Raw genomic sequence first — 18,089 nt, 5'->3', positions numbered from 1 at the left:
CCCCGCCCCGCCGAACCCTCTCCACCCGCGAGATTTCACCGACAGGCCAAGTTCCGGAAGATTCGGTGCGCCAAGCGCACACATCCTTCCCAAAACCGATGTGCTCCGCCCGCGCCGGACCAGCTCGACCCGCCGGCCACTCTCGGCCGGTCGGCCGGGCCCGACCCGACCGTGCCCCGACAACTCAGGATTCGGAAGAATCGGTGCGCCCCGCGCACACATCCTTCCCAAACCTGATCGCCGTCACCCGGCGGCCGCGCGCGACCGGCCCCGACAACTCAGGATTCGGAAGAATCGGTCCGTCCCACGAACACATCCTTCCCAAAACCGGTCCCCGGCTGCCCGCTCCGCCCAATCCGGCCCGCGCACCAGGCCGGCCCCACCGGCCCAATCCGGCCGCAACGGCCCGACCCGGCCGCACGGACCGCGGTCCGGACCGACCGGGCTCCGAGAGCTCAGGATTCGGAAGATTCGGTGCGCCCCGCGCACACATCCTTCCCAAAACCGCCCTCTCGCGCAGTCGCGCTCGAGTTCGTCGGGCGAAACAGGCGTGCTCGAACTCAAACGACGAACTCGGCGCCAGTCCTGACACCGGCACCGACGCGCGCCACAGTGCGGACATCCACGCCGCTGAGCGCGCATCCCGAGGTTTCCCCGCCGTCGTCGGCCACGACCTACCCCCGGATCTCCGTCGAGAAGTCGATTTTCGCCCATTAAGGGCAGATTTGACGGGCGGAAATCGACTTCTCGGCGGGGATATCTGGGCTGGCGGGGGTGCTGACCTGCGGCGTCGGGCGTCTAGGATCGCTTTGGCCGATTGTCGATGTTTCGTTTCAGAAGGGGCGGGCGTGAAATTCTTCGCCCGCTTCACTGCTCGACGCCGCACGGTCGCGTCCGTCAGCACGGTCACCCTCTTCTCGACCGCCATCGTCGGTCTCGCCCTGACCAACCCGGGCCTCGCGACCACCGATGTCGCGCTGAACGACTCCGGGGTCTGGGTCACCCGCTCCCAGGACAACCTGGTGGGCCGCTTCAACCATGAGGCCGAGGTGCTCGACGGCGCCGTGACCGCCGGCACGTCCTCGATCGACGTGCTGCAGCAGGCCGGCGTCGTGCTGGTGCACGACACCGCGGCCGGCACGATCAGTCCGGTCGACGTGGCCGGGCTCGAGCTCACCGGCAGCGCGAAGCTGCCCGCGGGCGCCGAGGTGGGCCTCGGGGCTCAGACGGTCGCCATCCTGGACCCCGCGAGCGGGTCGCTGTGGGTGCTGCCGGTCGAGGGCGTCGGGTCGTTCTCGTCCAAGACGACGCAGCCGGTCGCCAAGCTCGCCGGGGGCGCGGTGCTCGCGGTCGGCACCGACGGAACGGTGCACGCCGCGGGCGGGGACAAGCTGGTCACGGTCACCACGACCGAGCGCGGGGGACCCGATGAGGTCACCAAGGACACGCTCGACGTCGCCTCGCCCAACGCCGACGGGCTCGCGATCACCGCGGTCGGCGAGAACGCCGTCGTGCTGGACCGCCCGGGTAAGCGCCTGTTCCTCCCCAACGGCAAGACGGCCGACGTTGCGGGCGCCGTGGACGTCGCGCTGCAGCAGCCCGGCCCGGACGCCGACTCCGTCGTGCTCGCCGACAGGGACTCGCTCCTCTCCCAGCCGCTCGACGGCTCGACCGCGCATCGCCTGGGCGCCAAGGCGAGCGGGGTCCCCGTGGCGCCCGTCTTCCGAGGCGGTTGCGCGTACGGCGCCTGGACCTCCGGGACGGTCGCGCGGGACTGCGCGGGCACGAAGGACGACGCCGTCCGGTCGCTCGGGCTCACGGTCGCCGGGGCGAAGCTGGAGTACCGCGTCAACCGCGACGTCGTCGTGCTCAACGAGCTCACCACGGGCTCCATCTGGCTCGCGGACAAGGACTTCGAACTCTTCGACGACTGGTCGGACGTGCTCCCGTCGCAGGATGACCAGAAGAAGCCCGACGCGACCCCCGAGGCCACCAAGGACCCGATCAAGGACCGCGACAAGCCGAACCGCCCGCCGATCGCGACCGACGACGAGCTGGGCGTGCGCCCCGGCCGGACCACGATCCTCAAGCTGCTCGACAACGACACCGACCCCGACGGTGACGTGCTGGTCGCGGACGTGTCCAAGTCCAAGCCGGGCCTGGGCAAGCTCCAGTCGATCTACGGCGGCGCCCGGCCTGGTAGTCGAACGACGAGGCACCCGAGGCGTTCTCGGGCAGGGCGAGCTGGACCGCGTCTTCACCATCGTCGCGACGTCGGCGGTCGTCGACACCGGCGTGCCCGGGACGTTGCTCGTAGCGGCGGCGTTCGTCGGGATGCTGCTGAGCGTGCGACAGACGTATTCGCGCAGGGACGTGCTCGTGGTCATGTGCGCGGGGATCCTCGGGCTGACCGTCACCGGTGTGCTCGCGGCCGCGGCTCATCCGCAGTGGCGCCCCGGACTGGCCCTCGTGGCCGGAGTCGCGGCGGCCGGCGTGATCGGCCTGAGCCTGGTCGCGCCGCGGCAGCGCGTCGCGATGGGCCGCCTCGCGGACGGCTTCGAGCTCATCTGCTTGGCGATGCTGCTGCCGCTGGGCGCCGCCGCGGCCGGGCTGGTCTGAGGGCCAGGTGGCATCCAAGAAGGACCTGGCCGAGTCTCAGAGCTTCAGCCGTCGACGGCTGCTCACCGCGTTCGTGTCCGGCGCACCCGGCGGTCGCGAGCTCGAACCCACCAAGCCGATGCGAGCCGTCGTCAGCGGGGTGGCGCTCACCGTGATGGTGGTGCTCGGCAGCCTCGCCTTCGGCGCGATCAGCCCGGGACTGCCCGACGGGTGGGACCAGAACAAGATCGTGCTCGCCAAGGACACCGGGTCGAGGTACGTCACCCTGGGCGGGGTGCTGTATCCCGTGCTGAACGTCGCGAGCGCGCGCCTGCTCATCCCGGCGGCCACCAAGGACCCGTACCTGGTGGTCGGCGAGGACAAGCTCGCGGACGTGAAGCGCGGGGAGACGGTCGGCATCGTCGGCGCACCCGACACGCTGCCCGCCAAGGATCGGCTCATCAGTACCGGCTGGCTCGCGTGCACCGCGTCGGGCGGCGCCATCGCCACCGTGCTCTCCGCCGACAGCCCGGCCGTTCGCAGAGCCACCGCGACGGCCGAGACATCCACCACAAGCACCGACCCCGGACAGGGTCTGCTGGTCGAGAACGCGGGCAACCACTACCTGATCACCGGTGGCAGGCAGTACAAGTACCCGGACGGGCTGTACGACGCGACGCGGCGCGCAATCCAGCCCGAGAACCCACAGCCGGTGAAAGTCTCCGGCCTCTGGCTCAACCTCTTCCCGCCCGGCAACGACCTGACCTTCGGGATGCCGGATACCGGGAAGCAGGTCCCCGCCGACGTCGCGGGCGCGGTCCCGCGCGGCGCGGTGGTCGGCTCGGTGCTGTCCGTGTCCGGCGGCGGCTTCAAGAAGTACGTCGTCAACGGGGCGGGCCAGCTCGCCGAGCTGACGCCCTTCGCCGATGGGCTCTACCGGCTCGACAAGGGCAAGCGAAGTGCGGATATCCCGGTCTCCCCGGCCGAGATCAACCAGATGGCCACGGCCAGCGCCCCGGCTGCGCCGCGCAACTGGCCGACCGTCAATCCGGTGCCCTCGCCCGTCGGCGAGAGCTCGTGCGCGGTCCTGTCCGCCGGATCCGGGGTCGAGCCCCGCGTGCATCTGACCTTCAGCCCCGATGTCTCGGTGCCCGCGACCAGTGCCGTCCGGATCGATCCGTCACGCGGTGCCCTCGTGCGCGCGACCAGCGGTCCGGGGTCCGACGGACCGGTCCAGCTCATCGACGGCACCGGGACCGCGTTCCCCGTGCCGCACGCGAGCTCGGAGATCCTCGGCCGATTGGGCTACAGCGCCAGGCTCGTCACGCGAGTCCCGCAGAAATGGCTCTACCTCTTCCGGTCGGGACCGGCCCTCACGGTCAAGGGCGCCAGGGCGCCCCAGGTCCCCGCCGGTTCATGACGCTCCGGGCGCGCACCGAGCCGGCGACCCGCGGCCGGCTGACCAAAGGGCTGGGGGCCGCGCTCGCGGTCGTCGTCGGCGGCGTCGGCCTGGGACTTGTGACCGGCGTCGCCAGCGCGCCGACGGCGAGTGCCGACGGCGTCAAGTGCGAGGCGGGTAGCACGCACAACGTCACCGCCACGCCGCCCGCGCTCGCCCGGCTCGGTGCCGAGGCTGCGTGGGGGCTGTCGACGGGTTCTCACGTCGTGGTCGCCGTCGTCGACTCGGGGGTCGATCGGGGCAACGCCCACCTTCCGAGCTCGGCCGTGCTCCCGGGCGCGGACCTCATCGCCGCTGACGGGACGGACGGCCGCACCGACAACACCGGCCACGGCACCGCGGTCGCCGGGGAGATCGCCGCCCGGTTCGTGTCCGGGTCCGGCGTCATCGGCCTGGCGAAGAACGCGACCATCCTCCCGGTGCGGATCTTCTACACCGACGCCGACGGCGCCGAGTCCTCACTGCGACCGAACACCGCGCGGATCGCCGCGGGCATCGACTACGCCGTCGCGCAGGGCGCCACGATCATCAACGTCTCGGCCAGCAGTACGACCGACGACCCGGTGCTCGCGAAGGCCGTCCACGATGCGACCGCGGCTCGACGCCTGGTCGTGGCCAGCGCCGGCAACCGGCTCACGTCCGAGGACACCACCGACTCCCCGCGCTACCCGGCCGCCTACCCCGGGGTGCTCTCGGTCACCGCGGTCGACGACCACGACAACGCCACCGAGGACTCGATCCACGGTGCGCACGTGGACGTCGCGGCGCCCGGGACCAACGTGCTCACGGCATTCCACGCGGCCGGCGACTGCATGCTCGGCGCCGAGGCCTCGACGAGCTTCGCGACGGCGTACGCGAGCGCCGCGGCCGCGCTCGTCGCGTCGCGCTACAAGTCCGAGTCCCCTGCGCAGTGGGCATACCGGCTCGAGGCCACCGCGTCCCGGCAGAGCCCCGGCACCCGGGACGACATGGCCGGCTGGGGCGTGATCCGGCCCTACGATGCCCTGGCGTTCGTCGACGACGGAACGGCACCCGGACCCCCGAGCCCCATGCACCGCGCCCCGGAGCAGTCGCCGGGGCCCGCCCAGACGCTCAAGTTCGGGCCTCGGGTGGACCCGCTCGCGGCCACCCGGGCGATCGCCTCGTGGTGGGTGCTCGCCGGGGGAGTCGTGCTCCTGGGAGCGTTGATCGCCTCGCGGCTGACGGCACGACGGCGTCGGCGTAGCTGAGCGGACACCCGCCCGAGGAGTCAGCGCGCGGCCTGCGCCCTCCGGGCGAGCGCGCCGGCCCGGCCCGCGCGGACGCCGTCGGCCGACAGGATGAGCAGCGCGACCCACACCAGCGCGAAACCCCACCACCGGGCCGCCGCCATCTGCTCGTGCAGGATGAGCACCCCGAGCAGGAACTGCATGGTCGGCGTGATGTATTGCAGCATCCCGACCACCGACAGCGGCAGGCGACGGGCGGCGCCGCTGAACATCAGCAGCGGGACGCCGGTCACGATGCCCGCGGAGACCAGCAGCGCCACGTGCCACGGCCCATGCGCCAGGAAGCTGCCGGTGCCGTTCGCACCGAGCCAGACCAGGTAGCCCAGCGCCACGGGAAACAGCACCGTCGTCTCCACCGCGAGCCCCGCCACGGCCGGCACAGTGCGCCCGACGCGGTTCTTGATCAGGCCGTACAGCGCGAAGCTGAACGCGAGCGTGAGCGCGATCCACGGCAGCTTGCCGTAGCCCACCGTGATGACGACGACGGCGCCGGTCCCCACCCCGAGCGCGACCCACTGCGCCGGGCGCAGCCGCTCGCCGAGCACGAAGACCGCGAGCAGCACCGTCACCAGCGGGTTGATGAAGTACCCGAGCGCGGCGTCGACGACCTGATCGGTGAGCACGCCGTACACGTACACGGTCCAGTTCAGGGCCACCAGGGCCGCCGCCAGGGAGAGCAGGCCGAGCGTGCGGCGCGTGGTCAGCGCGGTCCGGAACGGGCCCCAGCCCCTGGTCACCGTGAGCAGCAGCAGGAAGAACCCGAGCGACCAGATCACCCGGTGCCCGATGATCTCGACGGCGCCCGCGGGCGCGAGCAGCGGGAAGTACAGCGGCAACGTGCCCCACAGCAGGTACGCGCCCGCGCCGAGCGCGAGGCCCGAGCGACCGGGGTCCGCGCGGGTCGCGGGGGCCGTCGGAGCCCGGTCGGGGGTCCGCACGGGAGGCTGCTGGGGTGTCACCCGCTGAATCTACCGTCCACGGGTTGAGGCCAGAAGGCGGCGTCCATGCCTCTCGCCGTACACTTTCTCACCAGCCATGCGCGCATCCTTCGCGGTGCGCGCCGGTCTGTCAGGCACCCGATCTGGAAGGCACCACCGTCTCGTGAGCAGCAACCGATCCTTGCGCGTCGCCGTGGTTGGCGCGGGCCCCGCCGGCATCTACGCCTCCGACATCCTGTCCAAGTCCGGCCTCGACGTCAGCATCGACCTCCTCGAACGCCTGCCGGCGCCCTTCGGACTCGTGCGCTACGGCGTCGCGCCCGACCACCCCCGGATCAAGCAGATCATCGTCGCGCTGCACAAGGTGCTCGAGCGCGGCGACATCCGGCTGCTGGCCAACGTGGAGTACGGCGTCGACCTCAAGCTCGAGGACCTGCGCCAGTTCTACGACGCGGTGATCTTCTCGACCGGCTCGATCCGGGATGCGTCCCTCGCGATCCCCGGGATCGACCTGCCCGAGTCCTACGGCGCGGCCGACTTCGTGTCCTGGTACGACGGGCACCCTGACGTGCCGCGTACGTGGCCGCTCGAGGCGCGCGAGGTGGCCGTGCTCGGCGCCGGGAACGTCGCGCTCGACGTCGCCCGGATCCTCGCCAAGCACGCCGACGACCTGCTGCCGACCGAGATCCCGGCGAACGTCTACGACCTGCTCGCGGCCTCGCCGATCACGGACGTGCACATCTTCGCCCGCCGCGGCCCGGCCCAGGTCAAGTTCTCCTCGCTCGAGCTGCGCGAGATGGGCAAGGTGCCCGACGTCGACGTGGTCGTCTACCCCGAGGACTTCGACTTCGACGAGGGGTCGATGGCCGCCATCCACTCCTCGAACCAGACCAAGCAGGTCGTCAAGACCCTCACTGACTGGACGCTGAACGAGCCGTCCGAGATGAAGGCGTCCCGGCGCATCCACGTGCACTTCCTGCACCGGCCGGCCGAGGTGCTCGGCGAGGGCGGCCACGTCGTCGGGCTGCGGACCGAACGCACCGCGCTGAACGGCGACGGCACGGCGTCCGGCACGGGGGAGTTCCACGACTGGCCGCTTCAGGCCGTCTACCGCGCGGTCGGCTACTTCGGCTCGCCGCTCGTCGACATCCCGTTCGACGACCTGCTCGGCGTCATCCCGAACCGCGAGGGTCGGGTCGTCGATGTCGACGGCGAGCAGCTGCCGGGCGTCTACGCGACCGGGTGGATCAAGCGCGGGCCGATCGGCCTGATCGGGCACACCAAGTCCGACGCGTCCGAGACCATCCGCCACCTCGTCGAGGACGCGGCCGAGCAGGACGGCACGGCGCTGCACACCGCGACCGAGCCGTCCCCGGCGGCCGTGACGGACTTCCTCACGAGCCGCGGGGTCCCCGTCGTGGAGTGGTCCGGCTGGGAGGTGCTCGACGCGCACGAGAAGGCGCTCGGCGAGGCCGAGGGCCGGATCCGCGTCAAGGTCGTCCCGCGCGACGAGATGACCGCGATCGCCCGCGGCGAGCAGGCCGCCACCACCGTCTGACCCCCGAGTTGTCAGCCGCGGCGCGGCCCCTGGTCCGCGCTGCGCCTGACAGCTTTGCTGTACCTGGAGTTGTCAGTCGTTGCGCGGTCTCTGGCGGGCGCTGGGGATGATTGAACGGGGAGACGGGCACCGCTGGCCTGATGACGTCCTGCGCGACCTGCAGGCGGGTGGTGCCGACGATGGCGCCGAACTTCGCGCCCGTGAGCTTGGGAGCCAGCCGCCGGGTGTCCTCGAGGGTCACGACCGCCTGCACCTTGTCGTAGTAGCCGGACGAGAAGTCGAGGCCCTTGCTCGCTGCTGGCTGATCACGTGCCGACGGTCAGCACGCCCGGCGTGAGCGTCGCCAGCACCCCGGCCGTGGTGGGCGACGACGACCGCCCGGTGTCCTCCACCGGGGCGCACGCCACGAGCACCAGGGTGCTCGCAGCAGCCAGGGCAGGAACGCGGTTGGTGCGCAGCGGGGCTCCGGAGGTTCGTCGAGGCGGCAGGAAGACGCTGGGGCGCTCAGGATAGGGGGAACGCCCCGCACCCCGCATGCGTTGTGCGGGCAGGACCACCACTGCTCGGAAGGCAACACGACGATGGGTCACAGGCACTACAACGGGTTGAAGACCGCCGCACTTTTCGGTGCGATGTGGGCGGTTCTGCTCGTCATCTACGCGCTCGTGGGCCGTGGCAACCAGAGCTTCTTCTTCGTGTTCGCGGGCATCGGGGTGCTCGGCACCGCCTACGGGTACTGGAACTCCGACAAGATCGCGATCCGCGCGATGCGAGCGCGGCCCGTGAGCGAGCTCGAGCAGCCGACGATGTACAGGATCGTCCGGGAGCTGTCGACGGCCGCCCTGCAGCCCATGCCCAGGCTCTACGTCTCCCCGACGGCGGCGCCGAACGCGTTCGCGACGGGTCGCAACCCCCGCAACGCCGCCGTGTGCTGCACCGAGGGGATCCTGCAGCTGCTCAACGAGCGTGAGCTGCGCGGGGTCCTGGGTCACGAGCTCATGCACGTCTACAACCGGGACATCCTCACGTCGTCGGTCGCCGCGGCCGTCTCGGGGCTGATCACGTCCTTCGCGCAGTTCCTGATGTTCTTCGGCGGGGGCGACCGCGAGCGCGGCGGCAACCCGATCGCGGCGATCGCGCTGGCGATCCTGTCGCCGATCGCCGCGATGCTCATCCAGCTGGCGATCAGCCGCACGCGCGAGTTCGACGCCGACGAGGACGGTTCGCGGCTGACCGGCGACCCGCTCGCGCTCGCCTCGGCGCTGCAGAAGCTCGAGACCGGCACGCAGCGGGCCCCGCTGCCCCAGGACCGCGACCTCGTCGACGTCTCGCACCTGATGATCGCGAACCCGTTCCGCGGCGGTGGCGGCCGTCTCTTCGCCACCCACCCGCCGATGGCCGAGCGCATCCTGCGCCTGCAGAAGATGGCCGGCACCCCGCCGTACTGACCCGAGGTCGTGCCTCACGTGAGGTTGAGGTGCTGGGCCCGACTCGCGACGCGCTCGGCCGCGACGCCGGGCTCGGCTGCAACGCCGACGTTCGGCTGCAATGCGTTCGGCTGCAATGCGTTCGGCTGCAATGCCGACGCCTGGCTGCAACGCCGACGCCCGGCTGCAATGCCGACGCCCGGCTGCAAATGCCGACGCCTGGCTGCAATGCCGACGCCCGGCTGCAACGCCGACGCCTGGCCGCAATGCGCTCATCTGCAGCGCCGACGCTCGACGCGGCGCGACGCTCGGCGGCTGCGGTGCCCGGTGCAGCGCAAGTGCGCCCAGGGCTGCGGTTGTGGCGCTGGTTGCAGCGAAGTTGCGCTGGGGGGGGGGGGTGCACATCGGATGCAACCAGCGATTCAACCCAGGCCGGAACACCTCGCGGTGTCGCAGCGCATGCCGAAATCGCGACACTCTGACTCCGCGCCCGATCATATGTGCGTGAACTCACAATCGGACGTCAGTGCAGCCCTCTGTGCAGCCAAAGTGCACCCAGAGCGCGCGTTGGCTGCACTGAGCGCTGCACTGAGCGCCGTCGCGAGCCTGCCGGTGCCGTCGCGAGCCTGCCGGGCGCCGTCGCGAACCTGCCGGCCGTCGTTGCGAACGTTGCGCCGAGCCGCACGAACGACAGCACGTGCCGGCGCGCCTCAGCGGTAGTTCACGAACTGCAGCGCGACGTCCAGGTCTGCGGCCTTGAGCACGGCGATCACGTTCTGCAGGTCGTCGCGGCTCTTGGCCGAGACCCGCAGCTCGTCGCCGGTGATCTGCGCCTTGACGCCCTTGGGGCCGTCGTCGCGGATGATCTTGCCGATCTTCTTGGCGTTCTCGCTGCTCAGGCCCTCCTTGATGGTGGCCTCGAGGCGGTACTCCTTGCCCGACAGGTGCGGTTCCTTCTCGCCGGTGTCGAGCGACTTGAGCGAGATGCCGCGGCGGATCAGCTTGGTCTCGAAGACGTCGAGGATCGCGAGCACGCGCTCGGCGGAGTTGGCGACCATCACGATCGACTCTCCGCTCCAGGTGATCGAGGCGCCGACGTTTTTGAAGTCGTAGCGCTGGGAGACCTCCTTCGCGGCCTGGTTCAGGGCGTTGTCGACCTCTTGCCGATCGACCTTGCTGACGACGTCGAACGAGGAGTCGTTCGCCATGGTTCCTCCAGTGCTCGCGGGTGGCGGCGCGGTGTTCGCGCGGCGCGGTTGGGCGGTCGGTGCAAGGGACCGCCCCGGGAGTTGCTATCCTTCCATCCGCACCACCTCGGTGTGCTCCTCGGAGTGCAGCGAGACGGCCAGGGCGGGTTACCCGAGTGGCCAAAGGGGGCTGACTGTAAATCAGCTGGCAACGCCTACGGGGGTTCGAATCCCTCACCCGCCACCGAGACGGGGCGTCCTCATCGAGGACGCCCCGTTCGTGTACCCCCAGAGAGTTCGTAACGTCCGAGCGTTGACGTCCTATAGGACGTCAACGCTCGGACGTTACGGCTTTCTGCTCGCATCGGGCGTGAGCCGGGCCTCGGTCGCGCCTCGGTAGGGCCTCGATCGGTCCGGTGGGACGTGAGCCGGGGCTCGACGGCGGTAGGGTGCTCCCAACGGTGTACCGAGCCTCGGTTCCCCTGGATCCGCACGATCCAGAGGTGCTTGGCTCACGCAGCGGGTGCGATTTCGCGGGCACGCCTTCGGGCGTGTAACCTTTGGTCGCGCTGCCCCGATAGCTCAGACGGTAGAGCATCTCCATGGTAAGGAGAAGGTCAAGGGTTCGATTCCCTTTCGGGGCTCTGTTCGTGGAGTTCGGGCTGACGCGATTGCGCCGGCCCGTCCTTGCGGCGGGGTAGCTCAGGTGGTTAGAGCACACGGCTCATAATCGTGGTGTCGCGGGTTCGAGTCCCGCTCCCGCTACCGAGGTTCGAAGCTCGCGCGCCAGCCGGCGGCGCGCAGCAGTACGACGACGAGCGCCGCGTGAGCGGCGCGTTGATGTGAAGGAAGTCGCGAAGTGGCCAGCAAGAGCTCGGACGTCCGCCCCAAGATCACCCTCGCCTGCGTGGAGTGCAAGGAGCGGAACTACATCACCAAGAAGAACCGTCGCAACAACCCCGACCGCCTCGAGCTGTCGAAGTTCTGCCCGCGCGACGGCAAGCACACCCAGCACCGCGAGACCCGCTGACCGCTCGCCCCTCGAGGCGAGCGGCTCTCCATGCCGGTCAACACCGCGTACGCAGGTCGTGAGTACCCGCCGAACTCGGCCTACGAGGTCGGTCGGGAGAAGATCCGAGAGTTCGCGGAGGCTGTGGGTGCGAGTCATCTCGCCCACAGCGACCCGGACGTCGCGCGGTCCCTGGGCTACCCGGACGTGATCGCGCCGCCGACGTTCGCCGTTGTCGTCGCGCAGCGCGCGGAGCAGCAGCTGCTCGCGGATCCCGACGCCGGCATCGACTTCACCCGCGTGGTGCACGCCGACGAGCGGTTCACGCATCACCGCCCCATCCACGCCGGGATGCGGCTGGTGACCGTCCTGCACGTGGACGGGATCCTCGAGCGGGCCGGGATGGCGATGATTACCACCCGCGCCGAGATCGCGGCCGACGACGGTCTGCCCGTCGCCACCGTCGTGTCCACCCTCGCCGTCCGCGGCGACGAGGTGGCCGTCAAGTGAGCGCGCAGCAGACCTCCCCGGCCCTCGCGGACCTCGCCGTCGGCCAGTCGATCGGTACCCGAACGGTCGAGGTCGACCGCTCGCGGCTGGTCCGGTACGCCGGCGCGAGCGGCGACTTCAACCGCATCCACTGGAACGACCGGTTCGCGACCGAGGTCGGCCTGCCCGGCGTCATCGCGCACGGCATGTGGACCATGGGCGCGGCCGTGAACCTCGTCGCCGACTGGGCGGGCGACCCCGGCGCCGTCGTCGACTACCAGGTGCGCTTCACGCGCCCCGTCCCGGTGCCCGATCCCGGTTCCGCCGAGATCGAGGTGTCCGCCGCGATCGGCGCGCTCGACGTCGAGACGGGCACCGCACGCGTCGACCTCACCGTGACGTGCAACGGCGTCCGCGTCGTGGGCAAGGCCCAGGTTGTCGTCCGGCTGTAGCCGGTCAGTCTTTTTCGCGCAAGGTCCGCGTGTCCGGCGCCGGCCACAGTGATGAGCGCCCAGCCGGAGAACTTCCATGGCCGTGGCCGTGGGTCCGACCTGCACGCACAACCCGCGATGATGTGCGCGTGAGCACCTCAGGTTCGACCGACGTCCGACTTCGCCGAGCGACCACAGCGGACGCGTCCGCACTGGTGCACCTGCGCGCGCTGATGCTGTCCTCGATGGGCACCGACGTCGGCGGCGCCGACGCCCCGTGGCGCGGCGCTGCGGGGCAGTGGTTCGCCGATCAGCTCGCGCGGCCGCAGGGCTTCGCCGGATTCGTCGTCGAGCACCCCCGCGACGGCGTGGTGTCGGTGGCCCTGGGCAGCTGCGATGCCCGAGCCCCCGGCCCCATCGACGCGAGCGGGGTTCACGGGCACGTGTTCAACGTCAGCACGGAGCCGGCCCATCGTCGCAACGGCTACGCACGTGACTGCCTCGACGCGCTGCTGGACTGGTTCCGCGCCGAGACTCCGGTGCGGATGCTCGATCTCAATGCGAGCGCCGTGGGCGCCGGGATGTACGAGTCGGCGGGATTCGTCGCGGCGGCGTACCCCGAGATGCGGATGCTGCTGGAGCGCCCCGCCGACGGCTGACTCAGGGCACCGATCACGACGGGTCGCGCCCGCTCAGCCCGATCACCCGGTCCTGCAGGCTCGCTCCCTGCGGGACGTCGACGACCGGCCCGAAGCGCCCCGCGCGAAAGGGCTCCTGTTCGGTGGCGGACATCGCCGTCAGGAACTCCAGTGACACGGTCAGCGCCGCCGGGTCGCCGCGGAACGACTGTCCGCTGGCGCGGGCCAGGTCCCACGCGTGGATGACGAGCTCGTTCAGCGCGATCGTGCCCGCGACCTGCGCCGGGATCGCGTTGCCACCTGCGTGGGTGTTCCCGTCCCAGGCGTCGGGCTCGCGCCACGCCGCGGCGAGTGCGAGCACCTGGGCGGGGATGCGGGTCTGCCAGTCCTCGCCGAGGCGCGCCGCGCCGGGATCGACTCGCGGAGGATTCCCGGGCCCGTCCGTCCTCGTTGCGGCGGCGGTGAACGCCTCGCAGAGAAACTGGACATGGTCGAGGAGGTCGCTGAGGCTGCCGTCGCAGGGCGTCGGTGCGGCGAGCTGGTCGTCGCTAACTCCGGCGATCAGGCGCGCCAGCTCCCGAGCGGTGGGGACGAGGTCGTGGGGGAGGGGCATCAGCATCTCCTGGTGATCGGTCGAGGATGGTCGACGTCGGACGGCTCGTCCGGCGGGCGGTTCACCCGCAGGTCGGAGCAGACCGCCAGTCCTCGACATCGTGGCGCCCGCGGCCGTCGATCATCGTCGAACTGGGAGTTGTTGTCGTCAGACCGGCGGAAATACGACAAAAACTCCCAGTTCGCGGCGGGTCAGTACGCTGACGCGGTGATCCCGACCTCCCAGCTGCCGGCGCCTGCGCGCGAGATCCTCGAGCAGCTCCGGGCGTGGTCGCCTCTCGCGCCAGCCCAGGCGGGCCTCAAGGGCGAGTACGAGGAGTTCGTGCGCGACGCACAGGGGGCCGCGCTCGACCGCGACGGCGGCCCGGAGCACCTGACCGGAAGCTGTTTCGTACTGACCCGCGACCTGTCGCAGGTGCTCCTGTGCTTCCACCGCAAGGGCCAGTTCTGGGTGCAGCTGGGCGGGCACGTGGAGCCCGCGGACGTCTCGGTCGCCGCGGCCGCCTATCGGGAGGCCCGCGAGGAGGGCGGCATCGCCGACCTTCGCCCGTTCGGCGCCACGCCGGTCGACGTGCACCGCCACGCGTTGGGCAGCAGGTTCGGCACCTGCCGGGTGCACTGGGACGTGGGCTTCGTGGCGTTCGCCGACGCGGAGGCCGTGCCCGTCGTCAGCGCGGAGAGCGAGGCGGTCGCGTGGTTCGCCGTCGACCGGCTGCCGGCGGACGTGCCCGAGGACTTTCCCCTGCGCCTGCGCACAATCCTCGACGAGCTCGCGCACCGGACGCCGGTCGAGCCCGGTTGACCTGAGCCCGGCGCCGGGCCTGCCTGCCCTCGGCGGGCTTGGTGCGCCGGATCGCGGCCACGGTCGGCACCGGTTCGCGGGTGAGGAAGTCGAGCATGATCTGGTTGACCAAGCCGTTTCACTTCCTCGAGCGTAGGGCGCGCCGCGAATCTCGGCGAGGATGTCGAGAACCGCAGGCCCGCTGCGACCTACCCATGACACGCGCCGGCACCGGGCGCCCCGCAGAAGGAGGACGACATCAAATACATCCTGCTCACGATGTACGGACCGATCGAGGGCGTGCCCCCCATGAGCGAGTGGGCGCCGGGCGAAGGCCAGGCGCACTTCGACGCCCTGAACGCGCTGAACCGCGAGCTCACCGAGCGCGGCGAGCTGGTCGGACTGCAGTTCCTGGACGGCCCCGACACGGCCAAGATCGTCGTCGCCGACGGCGCGGCCCCGCCGGTCATCACGGACGGACCCTTCCCGGAGTCCAAGGAGTTCCTGGCCGGTTACCAGATCGTCGACGTCGCGAACGAGGAGCGCGCCCTCGAGATCGCGGCCCGGGTCTCGGCCGCGCCCGGTCCCGGCGGCGTCCCGATCCGCCAGCCCATCCAGGTCCGCGCCGTCGTCGGCCCCGACTGACGGGCTCGGTGCCCCCGACCTGCTCGTTCGCGCCCTGCGCCCCGCCGGCGTCGTGCACTCTTGGAGCGCCGACGTCCTTGCCGCCCACCTCTCCCCCGCAACGTCGGCGGCGGCAGCAGCGCACCCGCGATCGCCCTCGATACCGGCGGCGTCCCGCACGTCACGATCCGATCGGACACCATGACTTCTGATCTCCAGTTCGACACCGCGACCACCACCACGAACGCGTCCTGGTAGGACGAGTTCCCCGGCACCGACCTCGACCCGGCGTGGAGCATCGTCCGGCCCACCGCGACCGGACTGCGGGTGCAGAACGACGCCCTCGAGATCGACACCCTGCCAGGCGACATCGCCGGGGCGACCGCCACCTCCCAGAACATCGTCCTGCGCAAGACCCCGGACGGGGCGGCCTGGACGGTGGACGTGCAGATCACCGCGCCCATCGCCGCCGCCGGGCAGAAGGTCGGTCTGATCTTGTACTCGGCGACCAGCCCGAGCGCGAAGGAGTACATCTTCACCGGCCGCATCGGGCGCGCCTCGAGCGTGCTGCGCCGGGCAACCCAGTACCAGCGCAAGTCGATGCAGCGCTCGCTCGCCCCGGACTGGAACGAGCTCAGCGCCGCCGGGCTGCCGACGACGTGGTGGCAGCGGATCGTGTTCGACGGGCGCACCTACACCTGCTTCGACTCGCTCGACGGCGTCACGTGGGCCATCGTCGGGCGGCCCGTGCCGGTCGCGGACTCGACCTACTCCCACCTCGGCGTGTACGCGGCGACGTCCGCGACCGAGGTGATCACGGCGACGTTCCACAGCATGACCCTGACCACGTCACCGCTCGCCCCCGCGGTGCGCCAGCCCCGCCCGTGGGTGACGACGGCGGGGCTCGCCCTGCCGGAGACCACCACGGTCGGCAGCAAGCTCCTCGGCATCCTGCGCGGCAACACGAAGTACAACGTGGGTGAGTGGTGGTCGACGAACTGGGCCGGTCAGGACGCGCAGCCGTACCGCACCTTCACGGGCGTCAACGAGCACAGCATCCGACCCGCCGCGTGCGCCGCGTTCGGGATCACCTCGCTGCTGTTCACCGGGTACTGGGACGCGTCCATCGGCATGTCGGAGGCGCTCGGCCGGGTCAAGGCGCTGCGTCTCGCTGCGTCCCTCGCGTACCGGCACGCCGCCAACGAACCGGACGGCTGGGGTTTCCAGCTGCAGTCCGGCATGTGGGCGGCCCTCGCCGGGCAGGCGGCGTGGCTGCAGTGGCACCACCTCGCTGAGCAGGACCGCCAGAACGTGATCCGCATGGTCGTCGCCGAAGCGGACCAGCCGATCATGACCGAGCCGCAGTTCTGGAAGGATGCCGCCGGGGTCGAGGTGTACCCGGGGGACACCAAGGCCGAGGAGATGGCGTGGATCTCGATGATCTGGCAGCTCGCCGTCGCGATGCTCCCCGACCACCCGCACGCCCCCGTGTGGGCGCAGCGGGTCATCGAGTTCCATGCCGCCGCGTGGGCCAAGCCGGCGGACCTGAAGAGCACGGGGGTCCTGCACGGGCAGCCGGTGCCGGGCTACCTCTCCGGGTCGAACGTCAGCGCTGACGGCACGCTGGAGAACCACGGCCGGATCCACCCCGACTACATGGCCGCCGCGACACTGACCCTGCAGTCCGGGATCCTGTCCGCGCTGTCCGACCGGCCCACGCCCGCTGCCGCGGTGCGCAACATCGGTTCGGTGTGGGCGGCGCTGTCCAAGGTGGTGTTCGCGAGCGGCCCGTACGACGCTCCGGGCGGCACCATCTACAAGCCCGGCTCGGCGGCCCTGTACTACCCGGAGGGCAACGACTGGTCCACCGCCGGGCTGTCGACCCGGGTGATGGACAAGGCCGCGTTCGACGTCATGGTGTCCTCGTTCGACCTCGACGGGACCGTCACGCCCAACGCTGCGGCATGGGCGGACCTGCACCTCGGCGCGGTGGTGGCACTGCAGGCCCGGGACAGCACCGGGCAGGTGTACCAGTCGGTGGGGGAGGACAAGTACCTCAACCCGGAGCAGTGGATCTCGATGAATGCCGCGTGGGCGTGGCTCGCCCAGTACGTCACCGGGAACCAGCTCTACTCGGTCAGCAACACGTCGCCCTTGTCGTACCTCTGAGCTGAGCGATCCCGGCGCTACTCCCAGCCGTCCGTGACGTCACGGAGCCGGTGCCGGGTCGAGCGGACCGCGGCCCTGCCCTTCTCGAGCAGGGTCGCGGCCAGCACGGCCACCAGGCCGACGGCGGCGACCAGGAGCCACAGGCCGGCGCCGGACCACGCGGGGAGCAGGGCAACCAGCGGGACGACCACGAGCACGACCATCGCCGACAGCACGACGAGCGCGCCGAGCACGACGCGTCGTCGTACCCGGGTGAGCGCACCCCAGCCGGCCACGCCCACCCCGAGCGCGGTCGCGCCGAGGGCGTGCGTGATCGACACGGTGAGCGCCTCGACGAAGGACGCCCCGACGAGGAACGCGACCCCCACCACCTCGAGCGCCACGATGCGCGAGCTCGCCTGGTCGCCGCCGACCGCGCGCTGGTCCCGGCGCCACAGCGACACGATCACGAGCAGCGCGAGCCCGATGGCGATCGTGTACCACTCGGGGCCGCCGTCGACGGCGTTCGCGACGAACACCATCCACGAGAGGCACGCCGCGACGGGGGACAGCAGCTGCATCCAGACCTGCCGGTAGGCGACCCCGGTGGCCGCGAGCCACACCGCCGCGGCCGCGGTGCCCGGGAACAGGAGCATCCCGTTCGCCATCGAGTCCAGTCCCGTCCCGATCGCCACCGCGGCGGCCAGGGCGCCGAGCTCGGCGCCCGGCCGGATCCACGGTGAGCGTGGCGCGCGGCGCGCACCGGCCAGGCTCGCGCCCGCGAGCAGCGCGCACATCCCGGACAGGGTGCCGACCGCCACCACCGACGACGCGTCCACCACCGAGAAGAACATCAGCACGCTGCCCAGCAGCGGCGCCGTCCCGGCGTCGCGCAACCACGGCAGCCGCAACGGCTCGGCGG

At 71.1% G+C, this 18,089-nt stretch carries 16 protein-coding genes and 3 tRNA genes; 15 read left to right on the top strand and 4 right to left on the bottom strand.

Features of this window, described 5'->3' with window-relative positions; genetic code table 11:
* The first annotated feature begins 848 nt into the window (after positions 1–848).
* The 3 genes from VIM26_RS11475 to VIM26_RS11465 are packed head-to-tail and all read left to right on the top strand — an operon-like array spanning position 849 to position 5,286.
* On the top strand, positions 849–2,774 hold the full coding sequence (locus VIM26_RS11475) for an Ig-like domain-containing protein (protein WP_331951240.1): 1,926 nt from the start codon (positions 849–851) through the stop codon (positions 2,772–2,774).
* Complete coding sequence (gene eccB, locus VIM26_RS11470; protein WP_331951242.1) at positions 2,693–4,018, top strand: type VII secretion protein EccB; 1,326 nt, start codon at positions 2,693–2,695, stop codon at positions 4,016–4,018. The genes VIM26_RS11475 and eccB overlap by 82 nt, the downstream gene beginning before the upstream one ends.
* Positions 4,015–5,286, top strand: a complete 1,272-nt coding sequence (locus VIM26_RS11465) for a S8 family serine peptidase (RefSeq protein WP_331951238.1) — start codon at positions 4,015–4,017, stop codon at positions 5,284–5,286. Before eccB ends, VIM26_RS11465 begins: the two co-directional genes overlap by 4 nt.
* Before the next feature lie 20 nt (positions 5,287–5,306).
* Here VIM26_RS11465 and rarD read toward each other — a convergent pair whose 3' ends face one another.
* Positions 5,307–6,284 (bottom strand): EamA family transporter RarD, encoded by a 978-nt coding sequence (rarD, locus tag VIM26_RS11460; protein ID WP_331951236.1) that lies wholly within the window; start codon positions 6,282–6,284, stop codon positions 5,307–5,309.
* 142 nt (positions 6,285–6,426) lie between these two features.
* On the opposite strand from rarD, the gene VIM26_RS11455 reads away from it, so the two are divergent.
* Together VIM26_RS11455 and htpX are read left to right on the top strand one after the other, a co-directional pair.
* The gene (locus VIM26_RS11455) at positions 6,427–7,821 is read left to right on the top strand and encodes an FAD-dependent oxidoreductase (RefSeq protein ID WP_331951234.1); all 1,395 of its coding nucleotides are present in this window, start codon (positions 6,427–6,429) and stop codon (positions 7,819–7,821) included.
* A gap of 581 nt (positions 7,822–8,402) precedes the next feature.
* Positions 8,403–9,269 carry a zinc metalloprotease HtpX gene (gene htpX / locus VIM26_RS11450; protein WP_331951232.1) on the top strand — a complete coding sequence of 289 codons (867 nt, stop codon included), beginning with the start codon at positions 8,403–8,405 and terminating at the stop codon, positions 9,267–9,269.
* Positions 9,270–9,958: 689 nt separating this feature from the next.
* Here the strand turns inward: htpX and VIM26_RS11445 are convergent.
* The gene (locus VIM26_RS11445; RefSeq protein ID WP_331951230.1) at positions 9,959–10,456 is read right to left on the bottom strand and encodes a YajQ family cyclic di-GMP-binding protein; all 498 of its coding nucleotides are present in this window, start codon (positions 10,454–10,456) and stop codon (positions 9,959–9,961) included.
* A gap of 141 nt (positions 10,457–10,597) precedes the next feature.
* Between VIM26_RS11445 and VIM26_RS11440 the strand changes: the two genes are divergently transcribed.
* The 7 genes from VIM26_RS11440 to VIM26_RS11410 all read left to right on the top strand — a co-directional run bounded on the left by VIM26_RS11440 (position 10,598) and on the right by VIM26_RS11410 (position 13,023).
* Positions 10,598–10,679 (top strand) — tRNA-Tyr (locus VIM26_RS11440).
* Positions 10,680–11,006: 327 nt separating this feature from the next.
* A tRNA-Thr gene (locus VIM26_RS11435) sits at positions 11,007–11,079 on the top strand.
* Between the two features lie 47 nt (positions 11,080–11,126).
* A tRNA-Met gene (locus VIM26_RS11430) sits at positions 11,127–11,200 on the top strand.
* A gap of 94 nt (positions 11,201–11,294) precedes the next feature.
* Positions 11,295–11,465, top strand: coding sequence for a 50S ribosomal protein L33 (rpmG, locus tag VIM26_RS11425; RefSeq protein ID WP_130102650.1), 171 nt, complete (start codon positions 11,295–11,297; stop codon positions 11,463–11,465).
* A gap of 30 nt (positions 11,466–11,495) precedes the next feature.
* Entirely contained in the window at positions 11,496–11,954 is a 459-nt protein-coding gene (locus VIM26_RS11420) for an FAS1-like dehydratase domain-containing protein (RefSeq protein WP_331951228.1), read from the top strand.
* The gene (locus VIM26_RS11415; RefSeq protein ID WP_331951226.1) at positions 11,951–12,385 is read left to right on the top strand and encodes a MaoC family dehydratase; all 435 of its coding nucleotides are present in this window, start codon (positions 11,951–11,953) and stop codon (positions 12,383–12,385) included. The genes VIM26_RS11420 and VIM26_RS11415 overlap by 4 nt, the downstream gene beginning before the upstream one ends.
* 128 nt (positions 12,386–12,513) lie before the next feature.
* Positions 12,514–13,023 (top strand): GNAT family N-acetyltransferase, encoded by a 510-nt coding sequence (locus VIM26_RS11410; protein ID WP_331951224.1) that lies wholly within the window; start codon positions 12,514–12,516, stop codon positions 13,021–13,023.
* 13 nt (positions 13,024–13,036) lie between these two features.
* Here VIM26_RS11410 and VIM26_RS11405 read toward each other — a convergent pair whose 3' ends face one another.
* Positions 13,037–13,615, bottom strand: a complete 579-nt coding sequence (locus VIM26_RS11405; protein WP_331951222.1) for a TIGR03086 family metal-binding protein — start codon at positions 13,613–13,615, stop codon at positions 13,037–13,039.
* A gap of 207 nt (positions 13,616–13,822) precedes the next feature.
* Here VIM26_RS11405 and VIM26_RS11400 point away from each other — a divergent pair, with 207 nt between their 5' ends.
* The 3 genes from VIM26_RS11400 to VIM26_RS11390 all read left to right on the top strand — a co-directional run bounded on the left by VIM26_RS11400 (position 13,823) and on the right by VIM26_RS11390 (position 17,188).
* Complete coding sequence (locus tag VIM26_RS11400) at positions 13,823–14,416, top strand: NUDIX domain-containing protein (RefSeq protein WP_331951220.1); 594 nt, start codon at positions 13,823–13,825, stop codon at positions 14,414–14,416.
* 258 nt (positions 14,417–14,674) lie between these two features.
* Entirely contained in the window at positions 14,675–15,040 is a 366-nt protein-coding gene (locus tag VIM26_RS11395) for a YciI family protein (protein ID WP_331951218.1), read from the top strand.
* A 306-nt stretch (positions 15,041–15,346) separates the two neighbouring features.
* Positions 15,347–17,188: a hypothetical protein gene (locus VIM26_RS11390; RefSeq protein WP_331951216.1), complete on the top strand. Its 1,842-nt coding sequence runs from the start codon at positions 15,347–15,349 to the stop codon at positions 17,186–17,188.
* Between the two features lie 17 nt (positions 17,189–17,205).
* Here the strand turns inward: VIM26_RS11390 and VIM26_RS11385 are convergent.
* Positions 17,206–18,089: hypothetical protein (locus tag VIM26_RS11385; RefSeq protein ID WP_331951214.1), on the bottom strand; the 884-nt coding region annotated here is incomplete at its 5' end.

The organism is Pengzhenrongella sp. (assembly GCF_036565025.1).
GTDB lineage: Bacteria > Actinomycetota > Actinomycetes > Actinomycetales > Cellulomonadaceae > Pengzhenrongella.
Note: the sequence above shows the minus strand (reverse complement) of the source record. Positions and strands in the feature narration are given on the sequence as shown.